The organism is Paracoccus versutus (genome assembly GCF_029909795.1).
Classification (GTDB): domain Bacteria; phylum Pseudomonadota; class Alphaproteobacteria; order Rhodobacterales; family Rhodobacteraceae; genus Paracoccus; species Paracoccus versutus.
Window position 1 is genome coordinate 2123270 of sequence record NZ_CP038197.1, and the last position, 14645, is coordinate 2137914.

At 69.8% G+C, this 14645-nt stretch carries 15 protein-coding genes; 8 read left to right on the top strand and 7 right to left on the bottom strand.

Annotated elements, in window-relative coordinates:
* Positions 1-7: 7 nt before the first annotated feature.
* From ahbB (E3U25_RS21785) to E3U25_RS21815, 7 genes are all read right to left on the bottom strand, one after another.
* Positions 8-490 (bottom strand): siroheme decarboxylase subunit beta, encoded by a 483-nt coding sequence (gene ahbB / locus E3U25_RS21785; protein WP_036751981.1) that lies wholly within the window; start codon positions 488-490, stop codon positions 8-10.
* Positions 487-960 carry an Lrp/AsnC family transcriptional regulator gene (locus E3U25_RS21790; RefSeq protein WP_116223075.1) on the bottom strand — a complete coding sequence of 158 codons (474 nt, stop codon included), beginning with the start codon at positions 958-960 and terminating at the stop codon, positions 487-489. Before E3U25_RS21790 ends, ahbB (E3U25_RS21785) begins: the two co-directional genes overlap by 4 nt.
* Positions 957-1931 (bottom strand): siroheme decarboxylase subunit beta, encoded by a 975-nt coding sequence (gene ahbB, locus E3U25_RS21795; RefSeq protein WP_116223074.1) that lies wholly within the window; start codon positions 1929-1931, stop codon positions 957-959. Before ahbB (E3U25_RS21795) ends, E3U25_RS21790 begins: the two co-directional genes overlap by 4 nt.
* Before the next feature lies 1 nt (position 1932).
* The gene (locus tag E3U25_RS21800) at positions 1933-3084 is read right to left on the bottom strand and encodes a cytochrome D1 domain-containing protein (RefSeq protein ID WP_114535023.1); all 1152 of its coding nucleotides are present in this window, start codon (positions 3082-3084) and stop codon (positions 1933-1935) included.
* The gene (locus E3U25_RS21805) at positions 3081-3392 is read right to left on the bottom strand and encodes a c-type cytochrome (RefSeq protein ID WP_036751969.1); all 312 of its coding nucleotides are present in this window, start codon (positions 3390-3392) and stop codon (positions 3081-3083) included. The genes E3U25_RS21800 and E3U25_RS21805 overlap by 4 nt, the downstream gene beginning before the upstream one ends.
* Positions 3385-4245, bottom strand: a complete 861-nt coding sequence (cobA, locus tag E3U25_RS21810) for a uroporphyrinogen-III C-methyltransferase (protein WP_072461155.1) — start codon at positions 4243-4245, stop codon at positions 3385-3387. The genes E3U25_RS21805 and cobA overlap by 8 nt, the downstream gene beginning before the upstream one ends.
* 64 nt (positions 4246-4309) lie before the next feature.
* Positions 4310-6100 carry a nitrite reductase gene (locus E3U25_RS21815; RefSeq protein ID WP_116223073.1) on the bottom strand — a complete coding sequence of 597 codons (1791 nt, stop codon included), beginning with the start codon at positions 6098-6100 and terminating at the stop codon, positions 4310-4312.
* Positions 6101-6226: 126 nt separating this feature from the next.
* Here E3U25_RS21815 and E3U25_RS21820 point away from each other — a divergent pair, with 126 nt between their 5' ends.
* The 8 genes from E3U25_RS21820 to E3U25_RS21855 all read left to right on the top strand — a co-directional run bounded on the left by E3U25_RS21820 (position 6227) and on the right by E3U25_RS21855 (position 14643).
* A complete protein-coding gene (locus E3U25_RS21820; RefSeq protein WP_116223286.1) occupies positions 6227-8272 on the top strand; it encodes a NosR/NirI family protein in 2046 nt (681 codons plus the stop codon).
* The gene (locus tag E3U25_RS21825) at positions 8269-9195 is read left to right on the top strand and encodes an FAD:protein FMN transferase (protein WP_116223072.1); all 927 of its coding nucleotides are present in this window, start codon (positions 8269-8271) and stop codon (positions 9193-9195) included. The genes E3U25_RS21820 and E3U25_RS21825 overlap by 4 nt, the downstream gene beginning before the upstream one ends.
* Before the next feature lie 74 nt (positions 9196-9269).
* Entirely contained in the window at positions 9270-9722 is a 453-nt protein-coding gene (locus tag E3U25_RS21830; protein WP_116223071.1) for a c-type cytochrome, read from the top strand.
* Between the two features lie 12 nt (positions 9723-9734).
* Positions 9735-11123 carry a cbb3-type cytochrome c oxidase subunit I gene (locus tag E3U25_RS21835; RefSeq protein ID WP_036751959.1) on the top strand — a complete coding sequence of 463 codons (1389 nt, stop codon included), beginning with the start codon at positions 9735-9737 and terminating at the stop codon, positions 11121-11123.
* Positions 11124-11126: 3 nt separating this feature from the next.
* Positions 11127-11939, top strand: coding sequence for a CbbQ/NirQ/NorQ/GpvN family protein (locus tag E3U25_RS21840; protein ID WP_036751956.1), 813 nt, complete (start codon positions 11127-11129; stop codon positions 11937-11939).
* A gap of 14 nt (positions 11940-11953) precedes the next feature.
* A complete protein-coding gene (locus E3U25_RS21845; protein ID WP_181180842.1) occupies positions 11954-13870 on the top strand; it encodes a nitric oxide reductase activation protein NorD in 1917 nt (638 codons plus the stop codon).
* Positions 13870-14406: a cytochrome c oxidase subunit 3 gene (locus E3U25_RS21850; RefSeq protein ID WP_072461085.1), complete on the top strand. Its 537-nt coding sequence runs from the start codon at positions 13870-13872 to the stop codon at positions 14404-14406. Before E3U25_RS21845 ends, E3U25_RS21850 begins: the two co-directional genes overlap by 1 nt.
* Positions 14407-14409: 3 nt before the next feature.
* The gene (locus E3U25_RS21855; protein ID WP_036751948.1) at positions 14410-14643 is read left to right on the top strand and encodes a cytochrome C oxidase subunit IV family protein; all 234 of its coding nucleotides are present in this window, start codon (positions 14410-14412) and stop codon (positions 14641-14643) included.
* The last annotated feature ends 2 nt before the right edge of the window (positions 14644-14645 follow it).

Below are 14645 nucleotides of genomic sequence, written 5' to 3' on the forward strand. Positions count from 1 at the left end.
GCCTTTCTTAGCCGTCCTTCAGGCGCAGGCCGGTCTTTTTCAGGATCCGGGTGGAATAGAGGATGTCGTCGGCCCGGCAGGCGGCGCCCAGCAGCGCGCGGACCTGGGCGCGCTTTTGCTCGACCTCGGCGCGGCTCTGGCCGTGCAGCATGGCGAACAGGTTGTAGCGCCAGACCGGCGCGCGCGGCCGCAGGTAGCAATGCGTCACGAAATCCAGCGCGCCCACCTTTTCGCCAAGGCCGGCCGCCTGCGCGTCCTCGACGTCCCAGACGCTCATGCCGTTCGCGGTCATTCCCAGCGCGTAGTGGTTGGGCGCGATGGCGATGCGGCGGATCACGCCGCGCGCGTGCAGGACCGACAGCCGGGTGATGACCTGCGTCTCGGTGAGGCCCAGGTCGGCGGCGATCCGGGCATAGGGCGCCTCGACCAGCGGCAGCCCGGCTTGCGTCGCGGCGATCAGCCGGCGGTCGGTATCGTCCAGGACCGTCATGCCGCCACCCGAAAGCCGATGAAGAACTCCCGCAGCTTGGGAAAGCGCCAGACGGTCAGCCCGGTCTCGGCCTCGATCTGCCCGGCGGTCTCGGCGATGGCTTCGCGCGTGGCGGTGGCCAGCACGAACCACATGTTCAGGGCATGGTCGCGGGCATAGTTATGCGCCACCTCGGGATGGGCGTTGACCAGATCGGCGATGCGGTCGAAATCCGCCTGCGGTGCGGAAAGCGCGCAAAGGCAGAAGGCCCCGCCCATCGCCGCGGCGTCGTAGAACGGGCCGAAGCGGGTGATGGCGCCGATCGCGCGCAGGCGTTCGAGCCGTTCGATCAGTTCGGCGCCGCTGAGGCCAAGCGCCGCGCCGGCATCGTCGAAGGGGCGGGGGGTCAGTGGAAACCCCTCTTGCAGGCTGTTCAGGATGGCGCGGTCGGTATCGTCCAGCGCCTCGGGGGGCAGGGTCTGGCGGCTCATGCGGCAACCTCGGCGATGACGGCGCCCCGCTGGCGAAAGCAGCGGGTCGAGAACAGGATGCGATGCGGCACGCCTTGCAGTTCGGGCAGGGCGCGGGCCTGGACCAGCACCTCCATCGCCTCGGCGCGCGAGCGGGCGTGGATCATGCAGAACAGCGGCCAGCTCCACAGCCCCGGCACGCAGCGGCGCTGATAGCACAGCGTCACGCCGGGAACCCCGGCCAGCGCCGTGCCGGCGGCCTCGACCGCGGCTTCGGGCAGGCGCCAGACCACCATGGCGTTCTGGGTCCAGCCGAGCGCGCGATGGCGCACGATCACGCCGACGCGGGTCAGGATGCGGGCCTCGGCCAGCGCGCGGATGCGCGAGATCACCTCGGCCTCGCTGCGGTGCAGCGCCTGTCCCAGCGCGACGAAGGGGCGCGGCACCAGCGCCAGCCCGGTGGTCAGCGCCTGCATCAGCGCCTTGTCGCGCGGGCGCAGCGCGGCCAGGTCGGCGGGCCGGTCCAGCGCCATGGTGCGGCGCGGGCCGAGCAGCGGAAAGCCCAGGTCGATGTTGAAGGCCCGCACCAGCGGCAGCGACAAGGGCAGCAGCCCCGTCGCCGTCTCGATCCGGGCCAGGCTTTCCTCCAGCGCGGCGGCATCGGGGGCGGTGGCGACGAACCACAGGTTCCAGTCGCTGCCCTCGCGCAGATAGGCGTGGTTGACGCCGGGCTCGGCCCCGACCAGCGCCGCGACCTTGTCGATGCGCCGCACCGGCACGCGCAGCGCGGCGAGCGTCGAGGCGCCGGCGGTGTTCGGCCGGCAGGTGGCGCCGATGCGGGCGATCAGCCCCTCGTCGCGCAGGCGAGTCAGGCGGGCGATCACCTCGGCCTCGCTGGTGTCGAGGCGGTGGGCGATGGCGGCGAAGGGCCGGGTTTCCAGCGGCAGGTCGCGCTGGAAACCGTCCAGCAGGCGCAGGTCCAGATCATCCATGTCATAACCCCGTGCGATGCGCGCGATCGGTGAAGAAGATGCCCGAGGGCGCGCGGGCCTCGATCTCGCCCAGAACCTCGCGGGTGCGGGTGTCGCGGATCTCGACCCGGTTCTCGTCGCGGACCGACAGCCAGACCTCGCGCCCGCGGGGGGCGAATTCCATGTGCAGCACACCCTTGCCGGGGGTCAGCGTGTCCAGAACCTCGTGGGTCAGCACGTCCACCACCTGCAGCTTGTCGTTGTCGGGCGGGGCGAAGTTCACCCAGACCTCGCGCTGGTCGGGGCGGGCCAGGGCAAAGACCGGCTGGCCGGCCAGCTCGGTGCGGCCGATCTCGGCCAGCCCGTCGGCATCGACCCAAAGCAGCTGGTGCAGCCCCACGGCAGGCAGGGCGAAAAGCCCGTCGGCCAGGGTCCAGCCTTGCAGATGCGGCATCTTGTAGACCGGCAGGTCGGGCTGGTCCTTGCCGTAGTCGGGCAGGAAGCGCGTGACCTTGGGCGGGTCTTGCCACAGGTCGACCTGCGTCAGCCCCTTTTCGCCGAAGAGCCCGACGATATAGTGCCGCCCGTCGCCGGTCAGCAGCGCGTCATAGGGGTTGGCGCCGATGCCTTCCAGCGTCGTCACCGCAGGCTGCGTGGGATCGGCGGAATGGTCGAGGATCCAGACCTCGCCCGTGTCCCAGGTCGCCACCACGAAGCGCGAGCCGGGCGCATCGGCGATGCCCACGGTCTTGGAGCCCATCGGCACGTCCGCCACCAGCTCCAGCGTCTCGGCGTCGAAGACCTTGACGCCGCCCGGCTCGTAATTCGCGACCGCGACCAGACGGCCGTCGTCCGAGATGGCGCCGCCGATGGAATTGCCGGCCTGCACCACGCGGCGGACCACCTGCCGGGTCAGGATGTCGACCTTGGTCAGCCCGCCGTCGCGGCCGAAGACATAGGCGAAGCGTTCGTCGGGGGAATAGACCAGGCTCGCGTGGGACAGGTCGCCCAGCCCCTCGATCCGGCCGAGCGCGGCGCGTTCGCTGCGGTCCACGACCAGCAGCGAGCCGGCCTCGCGCTCGACCACCAGGCCCAGGTCGCCGGTGCCGCGCAACGCGTCGGCCAGCGCCGGGCTGGCGATCATCAGGGCGGCCAGGAATGGCTTGAGCATCATTGCGTCTCCGTCGTCAGAAGGTAATCGGCGATCCAGCGCGCCTCGTCCTCGGTCAGCAGCGGGCGCCAGCCGGGCATGGCGGTGCCGGGCATGCCGTCCAGGATCACGCCGCTCAGATCCTCGGCATCGCGCCCGGCCAGCGCCTGGGCGGTGATCGGCCGGCCGAGCCCGCCGGTCAGCCGCAAGCCGTGGCACGAGCCGCAATCCTGCCGCACCAGATGGCGCAGCTGGTCCTGCCGCGCGGCATCGGGCGGGCCCGCCGCAGCGGTCCCGGCCAGCAGCACCAGCAGGAGCGCCAGCCTAGCCATGCGCCACCAGCCGCCATTCCGGGCGGTAAAGCCCCTGCGGCAGGGCGCAATCCTCGGCCATTGCCGCGACATGGCCGACGATGAACAGCACCGGCGCCGGCAGCGGCTCGCGCGCCAGGGCGGCGGCGATGCCCGACAGCGTGGCGCGCAGCCGCCGTTCCTGCGGGGTGCTGGCCTGCGACACGGCCAGCACCGGCAGGTCGGCCGGCATGCCGTGGCGGATCAGCTGGGCCGCGATCTCGGCCATGTTCGCCGCGCCCATGTAGACGGCCAGCGTGGTCTGCGGATCGGCCAGCGAGGCCCAGTCGAGGTCCAGCGCCGCGTCCCGCGCCCGGTGGCCGGTGACATGGCGCAGCCCGGTCGCCAGCCCGCGATGCGTCAGCGGGAACCGGGCCGAGGCCGCCGCGCCCTGCGCCGCGGTGATGCCGGGCACATAGTCGCAGGGGATGCCGGCGCGGGTCACGGCCTCGAACTCCTCGCCGCCGCGGCCGAAGATGGTCGGATCGCCGCCCTTGAGCCGCGCCACGGCCAGGCCGGACAGGGCCAGTTCGACCAGAAGCGCGTTGATCTCATCCTGCGGCACGGGATGGAAGCCCGCCGCCTTGCCCACCGGGATGCGCCGGACATGGGCGGGGATGCAGGCCATCACCTCGTCCGAGACCAGCCGGTCATGCACCACCACATCCGCCTGCTGCAAAAGCCGCAGCGCCCGCAGCGTCAGCAACTCGGCGTCGCCCGGACCGGCGCCGATCAGATCGACCCTGCCCATCCGTGCCTTGCCCGCTGCCGCATCGTTCAAGTTGCGCGCGGCCATGCCTGGCGCCGCGCCGCCCGTCACCGTCTTGCCGGCCATGTCGAACCCCATTGAAATACTGCCGGGGCGGGGGCGCGAACGCCCCCACCTGGGTTGTGACCGCTCAATAGGTGTCGGTCATGGTGTTGTAGACGTTGAACTTGCCGGTGGGCGTCACCAGCCGCTCGTCCTTGATGACGTGCTTCAGCTCCAGCGTCTTGTCGTCCACCACGACCAGCGCCGATTCCTGGTCCTTGCCGTTCCAGACGCTGAACCAGACCTCGGTGCCGTCCTTGTTGAACTCGCCCTGCACGACGCGGGGCTGGCCCTCGGTGATGCCGGCCCATTCGGCGATGGGCAGGGTGGTGAACTCGGGGTCCGAGCCGTCGCCCGTCATCGCCTTGGTGTCGAAGACCGCGACCGAGCCCGAGATCTCGGCCTCGGGGTTCAGGGTCGCATCGACATAGAGGTATTGCGAATTCGGGTGCGTCTTGATGAACAGCGAGCCGCCCCCCAGCGCCGGGAAGCTGTCCAGGATCTTCCAGGCATTGTCGGGATGGCCTTCGGGATCGGTGCCGATCAGCGCCACCGAATCGTCGCCCATGTGCGAGGTCGCCCAGACCGGCCCGAAGGTCGGGTGGACGAAGTTCGCGCCGCGGCCCGGATGCGGGGTCTGGCCGCCGGTATCCTCGATCGCGACCAGCTTGCCTTCCTTGGTGTCGATCACCACCAGCTTGTTGCGGGCGTTGGCCGCGGTGATGAAGTAGCGGTGCGAGCCGTCCAGGCCGCCGTCGTGCAGGAAGCGCTCGGCGCTGATCTCGGTGGTCTTGAGGTTGTCGAGGTCGGTATAGTCCACCAGCAGGATCTTGCCCGTTTCCTTGACGTTCACGATGAACTCGGGCCGGTAGTGGCTGGCCAGGATCGCGGCGACGCGCGGCTCGGGGTGATATTCCTGCTCGTCATAGGTCATGCCGCGCGTGGACTGGATCTTTCTCGGCTCCAGCGTCTCGCCGTCCATGATGACGTATTGCGGCGGCCAATAGGCCCCGGCGATGGCGTATTTGTCCTCCCAGCCCTCCATCTTCGAGGTCTCGATGGAACGCGCCTCCGAGCCGATCTTGATCTCGGCGACGGTGGTGGGCTCCTTCATCCACAGGTCGATCATGTTGACCTTGCCGTCGCGGCCGATCACGAACAGATAGCGGCCCGAGGCGGACAGCCGGCTGATATGGACCGCATAGCCCGTATCGAGGACCGACTTGATCTCGTAGGTGGCGCCGTCGATCAGCGCGATCTGGCCGGCGTCGCGCAGGGTGACGCTGAACAGGTTTTCCAGATCCCAGTCGTTTTCCTGCTGGGTGGGGCGGTCTTCGGGCGCGACATGCACCTTCCAGGATTCGCGCATCTCCTTCATGCCGAATTCCGGCGGCGCGGCCGGGTCAAGAAGCAGGTAGTTCGCCATCAGGTCGACCTGCTCGGCCGAAAGATCGCCCGAGGTGCCCCAGTTCGGCATCCCCGCGGGCGAGCCGTAGGTGATGAAGCTTTGCAGGTAGTCGAAGCCCAGCTCGCGGGTCAGGTCGGGGGTCAGCGCCTTGCCGGTCGCGCCCTTGCGCAGGACGCCGTGGCAGCCGGCGCAGCGTTCGAAATAGATCTTGTTGGCCTCGTTATACTGGGCATCGGACAGGGCGGGGACGCCCTCGGGGGCGCCCGGCGCCGCGACGTCCTGCTGCGCAAGGTTGTCCAGCGAGGGCTCGTAGCGGTTGTCGGTGCGGGTCTTGTGGTCCTCCAGCGCGGCGGCTGGATCCTTTGGCGGGGCGGCCTGTTCCTGTGCGGAGGCCGCAAGCGGCCCAAGGACAAGGGCCAGGGCTGCCGAGGCCAGAAGGCCGGGTCTGGCGAATGGAGTCCTTTGTCTCATCTGGCTTTCCTATTTGCTGGCGCGCGTTCCCGTCGTTCCTGTGCGGAATTTGCGCGCAAGGCTTTGACCATTGTTAAGGCCGGGCTGCGGCATTCGCGCGATCAGCAGGAAAACCCTGGGATGCGGATGGCGATGCCCGTCAAATATCTTGTTGCACCCTGCCGCCTGCTGGCTGCGCTCCTGGCGCTGGTCCTGCTGATTCTGCCCGCCTGGGCCGAACCGCCCGCCGCCCCCGACGCGCGGCTGGCGCAGGCGCTGTTCGGCGCCGACGGGCCGGTGGTCCTGGACCGCCGCGAAACCCCGGTGCCGGGCTGGAGCGTCAGCCGCGACGGCCGGGCGCTGGGCATGATCGGCTCGACCTGGGAGATCGCGGCGACAACCGGCTATTCCGGCAAGCCGCTGGACGTGCTGGTCGCGGTCACGCCCAAGGGGGTCATCGCCGGCGCCAGGCTGGTGCGCCAGACCGAGCCGGTGCTGAGCCTCGGGATCTCGCAGGCGCATATCGCCGCCTATGTGGACGGGTTCCGCGGCGTCGACCTGTCGCAGGGCCAAGGGCGGGATCGCGGGCTGCCGCCGGTGATCTCGCGCGCGACGGTCTCGACCGGGGTGATTCGCGACGGCATCCTGCGCAGCGGCCGGGTGCTGGCGCAGGCGCAGGGGCTGGGCGGCGGCGGCATCGACCGCGTGGGCTACCGCCCCGCCACCTGGGCCGAACTGCTGGCCGAGGGGGCATTCGGCCATGCCTCGGTCTCGATGGCCGAGGCGGCGCGGGCCTTTGCCGGCGCCAAGGTGCCGGTCGAGCCATCGGAGGCGCCGTTCCTCGACCTTTATGCCGGGCTGATCGACCCGCCGACCGTCGGGCGCAACCTCTTGGGCGCGCAGGACTTCACCGCCGCCGTGGGCGCCTTGCAGCCGGGACAGGCGCTGGTGGCGGTGCTGTCGCGCGGCCTTTACAGCCCGCGCGGCACGGAATGGCGCCGCTCGGGCCGGTTCGAGCGCATCGCCTTCGAACAGGGCGCGCTGCGGATCGAGCCGGGCGACGGCGATTTCGTCATGGCCGAGACGCTGGCGCTGGCCGACGCACCGGCCTTCAAGGAAATCAGCCTGTTCCGGCTGAACATCGACCCTGCCGCCGGCGGCATCGACCCGCGCCGGCCCTTCGACCTGGTGGTGACGGCGACCCGGCCGCTGGCCGCGGGGGGCGAAGGCGCGCTGCCCATCCGCGCCACCATCCGCCTGCCCGCGGCCTATGCCGTCGCCGAGGCCCCCGCCGTCCCGTTGTGGCAGGAGTTCTGGCTGAAGAAGATCCCCGGCATCGCCATCGTCGGCGCCATGCTGTTCGTGCTGGCGCTGATCCTGTTCGGGCAAGAGGCGCTGGTGCGCCGGCCGATGCTGTGGCGGCGCGTGCGGCTGGGCTTTCTGGCCACCACGCTTTTCGTGCTGGGCTGGGGGCTGAACGGCCAGCTTTCGGTGGTGCAGGTGGTGGCCTTCCTGAACGCGCTGCTGTCCGGCTTTCGCTGGGAGACCTTCCTGATCGAGCCGATCATCTTCCTGATCTGGTCCGCCGTCGCCCTGGGGCTGCTGTTCTGGGGCCGCGGCGTGTTCTGTGGCTGGCTGTGCCCCTTCGGCGCGCTGCAAGAGCTGATGAACGCCGCCGCCCAGCGGCTGGGGGTGCGGCAGATCGCCGTGCCCCAGGCCCTGCACGAGCGGCTATGGGTCATCAAGTATACGCTGTTCGTCGCCATCGTCGCGCTGAGCTTCTACAGCATGGAGCAGGCGCTGATCCTGGCCGAGGTCGAGCCGTTCAAGACCGCGATCTCGATGCGCTTCCTGCGCGCCTGGCCCTTCGTGCTGTTCGCGCTTGCGGTGCTGGCGGGCGGGCTGTTCATCGAGCGGTTCTATTGCCGCTACCTGTGTCCCCTGGGCGCGGGGCTGGCGATCCCGGCCAAGCTGAAGATCTTCGACTGGCTCAAGCGCCGCCCGCAATGCGGCCGCGAATGCCGGCTGTGCGAGACGAAATGCACCGTCGGCGCCATCGACCCGCTGGGCCGGATCAACCCCAACGAATGCGTGCTGTGCCTGCGCTGCCAAGTGGTGATGAACGACCCCGGCACCTGCCCGGTGCTCAAGCGCCGCGCCCGCAGTCCCGCCCCGACCGGAGATGCGCCATGAACCGCCGCCGCTTCCTGCTGCTGACCGCCAGCGCCGCGCTGCCCGGCATGGCAGGCGCCGCACCCGCCGCGCCTTCCCAGGAATGGCGGGGCCGCGCCATGGGTGCCGATGTCACCTTGCGGCTGCATGGCGCGGGCCCGGCGCAGGCGCGCGGCTTCTTTGCCGAGGCGGCGTGGCTTTTGGCCCAGGTCGAAAACCTGTTCTCGCTGCATCGCGACTCGGACCTGGCGCGGCTGAACCGCGACGGGCGGCTGCGCTTTCCCGCCGCCGGCATGGTCGAGTTGCTGGCCCTGTCCGACCGGCTGCATCGCGCCACCGGCGGCGCCTTCGACCCCACCGTGCAGCCGCTGTGGCTGGCGCGGGCGCAGGGCGGGGACGAGGCCGCGGCCCGTGCCCTGGCCGGCTGGGATTCGGTCGCCTGGTCGCGGGCCGAGGTGCGGCTGGCCCGCCCCGGCATGGCGCTGACCTTCAACGGCCTGGCGCAGGGCTGGGCCGCCGACAGGCTGGCCGGGGCGGCCGCGCGCCACGGCCTGACCGACCTGCTGATCGACGCGGGCGAGATGCGGGCGCTGGGTGCGCGCGGCTGGCGGGTGGGGCTGGCCGATGCCGCAGGGCGCGAACACCGCCGCATCCGGCTGGGCGACCGGGCGCTGGCGACCTCGTCGCCCGGCGGTACGCTGATCGGCCCGCGCGACCTGCCGCATATCCTGGCGCCGGACGGCGGGGCGCCGCCTTGGGACACGATCTCGGTCAGCGCCGACAGCGCCGCCCTGGCCGACGGGCTTTCGACCGCGCTTTGCCTGATGCCGTCCGAGGCCGCCTGCGCGGCGCTGGCGCGCCTGCCGGGCTGCCGGATCGAGCTGGCGATCCCCGCGCCGCATGCGGAATTTCCCGGCAAGATCTCAAGCTTTTGCCTCGCTTGACTTTCATCAATGATCGACTCACGCTTGCCGGACAGTGAGGTCGTATCGAAAACAACAGATAGGGGACCCGCGTCATGAGCGAAATCATGACCAAGAACATGGCCCGGAACGTCTTCTACGGCGGGTCCATATTCTTCATCCTGATCTTTGGCGCGTTAACCGTGCATAGCCATATCTATGCCCGCACCAAGGCAGTGGATGAAAGCCAGCTCACCCCCTCGGTCGTCGAGGGCAAGCATATCTGGGAACGCAACGCCTGCATTGACTGCCATACCATCCTGGGCGAGGGCGCCTATTTCGCCCCCGAGCTTGGCAATGTGATGAAACGCTGGGGCGTGCAGGATGATCCCGAATCCGCCTTCGAGACGCTGAAGGGCTGGATGGAATCCATGCCCACCGGAATCGAGGGCCGCCGCCAGATGCCCCGCTTCGATCTGACGGACGAGGAATTCCGGGCGCTGTCGGATTTCCTGCTGTGGACCGGCACGATCAACACCCAGAACTGGCCACCGAACGACGCGGGCTGAGGGGGAAAACCGATGAGATACCATTCGCAACGCATCGCCTATGCCTATTTCCTGGTGGCCATGGCGCTTTTCGCCGTTCAGGTGATTTTCGGCCTGATCATGGGCTGGATCTATGTCAGCCCGAATTTCCTGTCCGAATTGCTGCCCTTTAATATCGCGCGGATGCTGCATACCAACAGCCTGGTCGTCTGGCTGCTCTTGGGCTTTTTCGGCGCGACCTATTACATCCTGCCCGAAGAGGCCGAGCGCGAAATCCATTCGCCGATGCTGGCCTATATCCAGCTGGGCATTTTCGTGCTGGGCACGCTGGGCGTGGTCGTGACCTATCTGTTCGACCTTTTCCATGGCCATTGGCTTTTGGGCAAGGAGGGGCGCGAGTTCCTGGAACAACCGAAATGGGTCAAGGTCGGCATCGCCGTGGCCGCGGTGATCTTCATGTACAACGTCAGCATGACCGCGCTGAAGGGCCGGCGGACGGCGGTCACGAACGTGCTGCTGATGGGCCTGTGGGGGCTGGTGCTGCTGTGGCTCTTTGCCTTCTACAACCCGGCGAACCTGGTCCTCGACAAGCAATACTGGTGGTGGGTGATCCACCTGTGGGTCGAGGGCGTGTGGGAGCTGATCATGGCCGCCATCCTCGCCTTCCTGATGCTCAAGCTGACCGGCGTGGACCGCGAGGTGGTCGAGAAATGGCTTTACGTCATCGTCGCCACGGCGCTGTTCTCGGGCATCCTGGGCACCGGGCACCATTACTACTGGATCGGCCTGCCGGCCTATTGGCAGTGGATCGGCTCGATCTTCTCGAGCTTCGAGATCGTGCCCTTCTTCGCGATGATGTCCTTTGCCTTCGTCATGGTCTGGAAGGGCCGGCGCGATCACCCGAACAAGGCGGCGCTGGTCTGGAGCCTGGGCTGCACCGTGCTGGCCTTCTTCGGGGCCGGGGTCTGGGGCTTCCTGCACACGCTGCACGGGGTGAACTACTATACCCACGGCACGCAGATCACCGCCGCGCATGGCCACCTGGCCTTCTATGGCGCCTATGTCTGCCTGGTGCTGGCGCTTGTGACCTATTGCATGCCGCTGATGAAGAACCGCGACCCCTACAACCAGGTGCTGAACATGGCCTCGTTCTGGCTGATGTCCTCGGGCATGGTGTTCATGACGGTGACGCTGACCTTCGCCGGCACGGTGCAGACCCATCTGCAGCGGGTCGAGGGCGGGTTCTTCATGGACGTGCAGGACGGGCTGGCGCTGTTCTACTGGATGCGCTTCGGCTCGGGCGTCGCGGTGGTGCTGGGCGCGCTGCTCTTCATCTATGCGGTGCTGTTCCCGCGCCGCGAGGTGGTCACAGCCGGCCCGGTGCAGGCGCACAAGGACGGCCATCTGGAGGCTGCGGAGTAAGCCATGAACGCCTATGCGAAACCCGAACGGAACGGGGCGGCCGACGCCCCCTTCTACCTGCCGCAGGGCGACGAGGTCGCGGTCTTCGAGGCCGCCGCCGCGAACGACCTGCCGGTGCTGCTGAAGGGCCCGACCGGCTGCGGCAAGACCCGCTTCGTCGCCCATATGGCGGCGCGGCTGGGCCGGCCGCTTTATACGGTCGCCTGCCATGACGACCTGTCTGCGGCCGACCTGATCGGCCGCTACCTGCTCAAGGGCGGCGAGACGGTCTGGACCGACGGTCCCCTGACCCGCGCCGTGCGCGAGGGCGCGATCTGCTATCTCGACGAGGTGGTCGAGGCGCGCAAGGACGTGACCGTCGTTCTGCACCCGTTGACCGACGACCGCCGCATCCTGCCCATTGACCGCACCGGCGAGGAAATCGAGGCGGCGCCCGGCTTCATGCTGGTCGCCTCCTACAACCCCGGCTACCAGAACATCCTCAAGACGCTGAAGCCTTCGACCCGGCAGCGCTTCGTGGCCATGGAGTTCGACTTTCCCGAACCCCGGCGCGAGGCCGAGATCGTGGCCCGCGAAAGCGGCCTCGACCGCGACCGCACCCTGGGGCTGGTGCGGCTGGCGGGCAAGATCCGCGGCCTCAAGGGCCAGGATCTGGAAGAGGGGGTCTCGACCCGGCTGGTGGTCTATGCCGCCAGCCTGGTCGCGCGGGGCATGTCCCTGGACCGCGCCATCGAGGCGGCGATGATCGAGCCCCTGACCGACGATGCCGAGGTCAAGCGCGGGTTGCGCGACCTGGCCGCGGCGATCTTCGGCTAAGGGAGGACGCCATCATGGGCCTGGACCTGGAACCCTGGGAACCCGAGGAAACCGTCGGCAAGCTCTGGCACGTCTGGGCCAGCAGCTTCGGCGCGCCGGAGGCGTTCGAGGATCAGGCGGTGGCGCTTTCCGAGGTCTCGGGGCGGCTCGCGGTGCTGTTCCGGGCCCTGGGCGGCGGCGCGGGGGTCGAGATCCGACCCGCCGCCGCCCAGGCATCGCATCATCGCATCGGCTGGCTTCGCCGGCTGGGCACCCCGGCCGAGATGGTGCCGCGCGCAAGTTTCGACGGCGAGATCCTGCGCCTGCCGGAACGGCTGACGGCGCTGCCCTCGCGCCAGGCGAACGGGGCGCTTTACCTGTGGCTGGCGGCCTGCGCCGCGCATGGCAGCCCGGTGCCGCCGCAGGACGATCCGCTGCGCCGCGACCTGGCGCGGCTGGGCGCGGCGCGCCGGGCCGTCGCGGCGACGCTGGAGGATGCGCCGGGCCTGGCCGGGCTTTACGACGATCTGGCCAGGCTGGTGCTGTCCCTGCGCCCCGACCCGCCGCTGCCCCCGGCCGAGGCGGTGGTCGAGGCGCTGGCGCGCCATCTTCTGGGCGATCCCGCGCCGCTGCCGCCCCTGGCCCGCGACTGGCTGGCCGAGCTGGACGATCCGCAGGCCAGGGCGCCGCGCGACTATCACCCGATGCGGCCGGTGCCGCTTTGGCCCGACCTGGCCCTGCCCGAGACGACGCTGGCCGCGGCGCCGGGCGATGCGCCCGACGGCATCGCCGCCGACCCGGCCAGCGGGCGCATGTTCCGCGCCCGCCGCCGGCAGAGCGACCAGCCGCAGCGCCGCGACAGCCTGATCCTGCACAAGTTCGAGGCCCTGCTGAGCTGGGCCGACCTGATGAACCTCAACCGGCATGTCGACGATGACGATCAGGACGACGCGAAGAAGGCGGCCGAGGATCAGGAAGAACTGGGCCTTGGCCAGGTGTCGAAGGCACCGGCGACGCGTTTGCGGCTGCATCTCGATCTTGCGCCCGAGGATGCGGATCTTGAGGCGGTCGCCGGCATCCGCACCTATCCCGAATGGGATGCGCGGCGCGGCCGCTATCTTGCCGATCATGTGCGCGTGCTGGAAAACCGCGCGCCCGAGCATGACGAGGCGCTGACCCCGGACCCCCGTGCGCAAACCCGCATCCGCGCCGTGCGCCGCCAGTTCGAGGCGCTGCGTCCCGGCCGCGTCACCACCACCGGCCACCGCGACGGGGACGATCTGGACGCCGAGCTGACCGTCCGCGCCGCCGCCGACCTGCGCGCCACCGGCCAGGGCAGCGACCGCATCTGGCGCCAGTCCCGGCCGCTGGCGCGCAACCTTGCGGTGTCGATCCTGCTCGACGTGTCGCGTTCCACCGAAAGCGCGGTGACGGGCCGCGCGGTGATCGAGACCGAGCGCGAGGCGCTGGCGGCGCTGGCCTGGGGGCTGGATGCCTGCGGCGACCGTTTCGCGGTCAACGCCTTTTCCTCGCTGAAGCGCGACCGAGTGTTCCTGACCGCCTGCAAGGATTTCGACGAGCCGATGGGCGCTGCGGTCGAACGGCGCATTGCCGGGCTGCGGCCGCGCTTCTATACAAGGCTCGGCGCCGGCATCCGCCATGCCTCGGCCGGGCTGGCGCAGCAGGCCAGCAGCCGGCGGCTTTTGCTGGTCATCACCGACGGCAAGCCCAACGACCTCGACCATTACGAGGGTCGCCACGGCATCGAGGACAGCGCCATGGCGGTGCGCGAGGCGCGGCGCGCCGGCCATGCCGTGCATGGCATCACCGTGGACCGCGACGCGAAAAGCTGGTTTCCCCGCATCTTCGGCCAGGGTGGCTTTTCGCTGATCCCGCATCCCGACCGGCTGCTGGCGGCCCTGCCGGTGATCTATCGCCAGCTGGTGGTGTGATGCGGGTCCAGGATCTGCCGGGCGAGCCGATCATGTGGGTGCTGATCGCCTCGGAACTGCTGGTCTTTGCCGCCGGCATCACCGCCATGGCCGGGGTGCGGCTGACCGACCCGGCCGGCTTTGCCGCGGCGCAGGCGCAGCTGCATGGCTGGATGGCGGCGCTGAACACGGCGATCCTGGTCAGCTCGGGCTTCTGCGCCGCCCTGGCCGAGCGCGCCTGCCACCGCGGCGACGGCCGCCGCGCGCGCATCGGGCTGGCGCTGGCCGCCCTGGGGGGCGCGGCCTTCCTGGCGGTGAAGGCGGCGGAATATGCCGGCGACCTGCGCGCGGGCCTGGGGATGGAGAGCCATCCGTTCTTCACCTTCTACTATCTGCTGACCGGCTTTCACGCCGCGCACGTGCTGTTCGGCATCGGCGTGCTGGCGCTGGTCGCGATCCGGCTGCGCCCCGAAGAGGTGCAGGCGGGCGCGGCCTTCTGGCACATGGTCGACCTGGTCTGGGTGCTGATCCTGCCGCCGGTCTACCTGCTGGGCTAGGGGATGGAATTGACGCGCATCTGGCTGACCCTGCTGGCGCTGACCGCCGCGACCACGGCGCTGGCCTTCGTGCCCGGCCCTGCCGCGGCGGCGGCGCTGCTGGCGGTGGCGTTCCTCAAGGCCCGCGCGATCCTGGGCGGCTTCCTGCATCTCGGCCGGGGCTCGGGCTGGCGCGCGGCCTTTACCGTGCCGCTGGCGATCTGGCTGGCGCTGGTCTGGGGGCTGCACGTCATATGACG

What these genes read in the sequence shown, in the direction of transcription:
- E3U25_RS21855 (WP_036751948.1), top strand. Translation starts at nt 14,410, where the DNA reads ATGGAATTGACGCGCATCTGGCTGACCCTGCTGGCGCTGACCGCCGCG.
- E3U25_RS21805 (WP_036751969.1), bottom strand. Translation starts at nt 3,392, where the DNA reads ATGGCTAGGCTGGCGCTCCTGCTGGTGCTGCTGGCCGGGACCGCTGCG.
- E3U25_RS21815 (WP_116223073.1), bottom strand. Translation starts at nt 6,100, where the DNA reads ATGAGACAAAGGACTCCATTCGCCAGACCCGGCCTTCTGGCCTCGGCA.
- E3U25_RS21820 (WP_116223286.1), top strand. Translation starts at nt 6,227, where the DNA reads ATGGCGATGCCCGTCAAATATCTTGTTGCACCCTGCCGCCTGCTGGCT.
- E3U25_RS21835 (WP_036751959.1), top strand. Translation starts at nt 9,735, where the DNA reads ATGAGATACCATTCGCAACGCATCGCCTATGCCTATTTCCTGGTGGCC.
- E3U25_RS21840 (WP_036751956.1), top strand. Translation starts at nt 11,127, where the DNA reads ATGAACGCCTATGCGAAACCCGAACGGAACGGGGCGGCCGACGCCCCC.
- E3U25_RS21845 (WP_181180842.1), top strand. Translation starts at nt 11,954, where the DNA reads ATGGGCCTGGACCTGGAACCCTGGGAACCCGAGGAAACCGTCGGCAAG.
- E3U25_RS21790 (WP_116223075.1), bottom strand. Translation starts at nt 960, where the DNA reads ATGAGCCGCCAGACCCTGCCCCCCGAGGCGCTGGACGATACCGACCGC.
- ahbB (WP_116223074.1), bottom strand. Translation starts at nt 1,931, where the DNA reads ATGGATGATCTGGACCTGCGCCTGCTGGACGGTTTCCAGCGCGACCTG.
- ahbB (WP_036751981.1), bottom strand. Translation starts at nt 490, where the DNA reads ATGACGGTCCTGGACGATACCGACCGCCGGCTGATCGCCGCGACGCAA.
- E3U25_RS21830 (WP_116223071.1), top strand. Translation starts at nt 9,270, where the DNA reads ATGAGCGAAATCATGACCAAGAACATGGCCCGGAACGTCTTCTACGGC.
- E3U25_RS21800 (WP_114535023.1), bottom strand. Translation starts at nt 3,084, where the DNA reads ATGATGCTCAAGCCATTCCTGGCCGCCCTGATGATCGCCAGCCCGGCG.
- E3U25_RS21825 (WP_116223072.1), top strand. Translation starts at nt 8,269, where the DNA reads ATGAACCGCCGCCGCTTCCTGCTGCTGACCGCCAGCGCCGCGCTGCCC.
- E3U25_RS21850 (WP_072461085.1), top strand. Translation starts at nt 13,870, where the DNA reads ATGCGGGTCCAGGATCTGCCGGGCGAGCCGATCATGTGGGTGCTGATC.
- cobA (WP_072461155.1), bottom strand. Translation starts at nt 4,245, where the DNA reads ATGGCCGGCAAGACGGTGACGGGCGGCGCGGCGCCAGGCATGGCCGCG.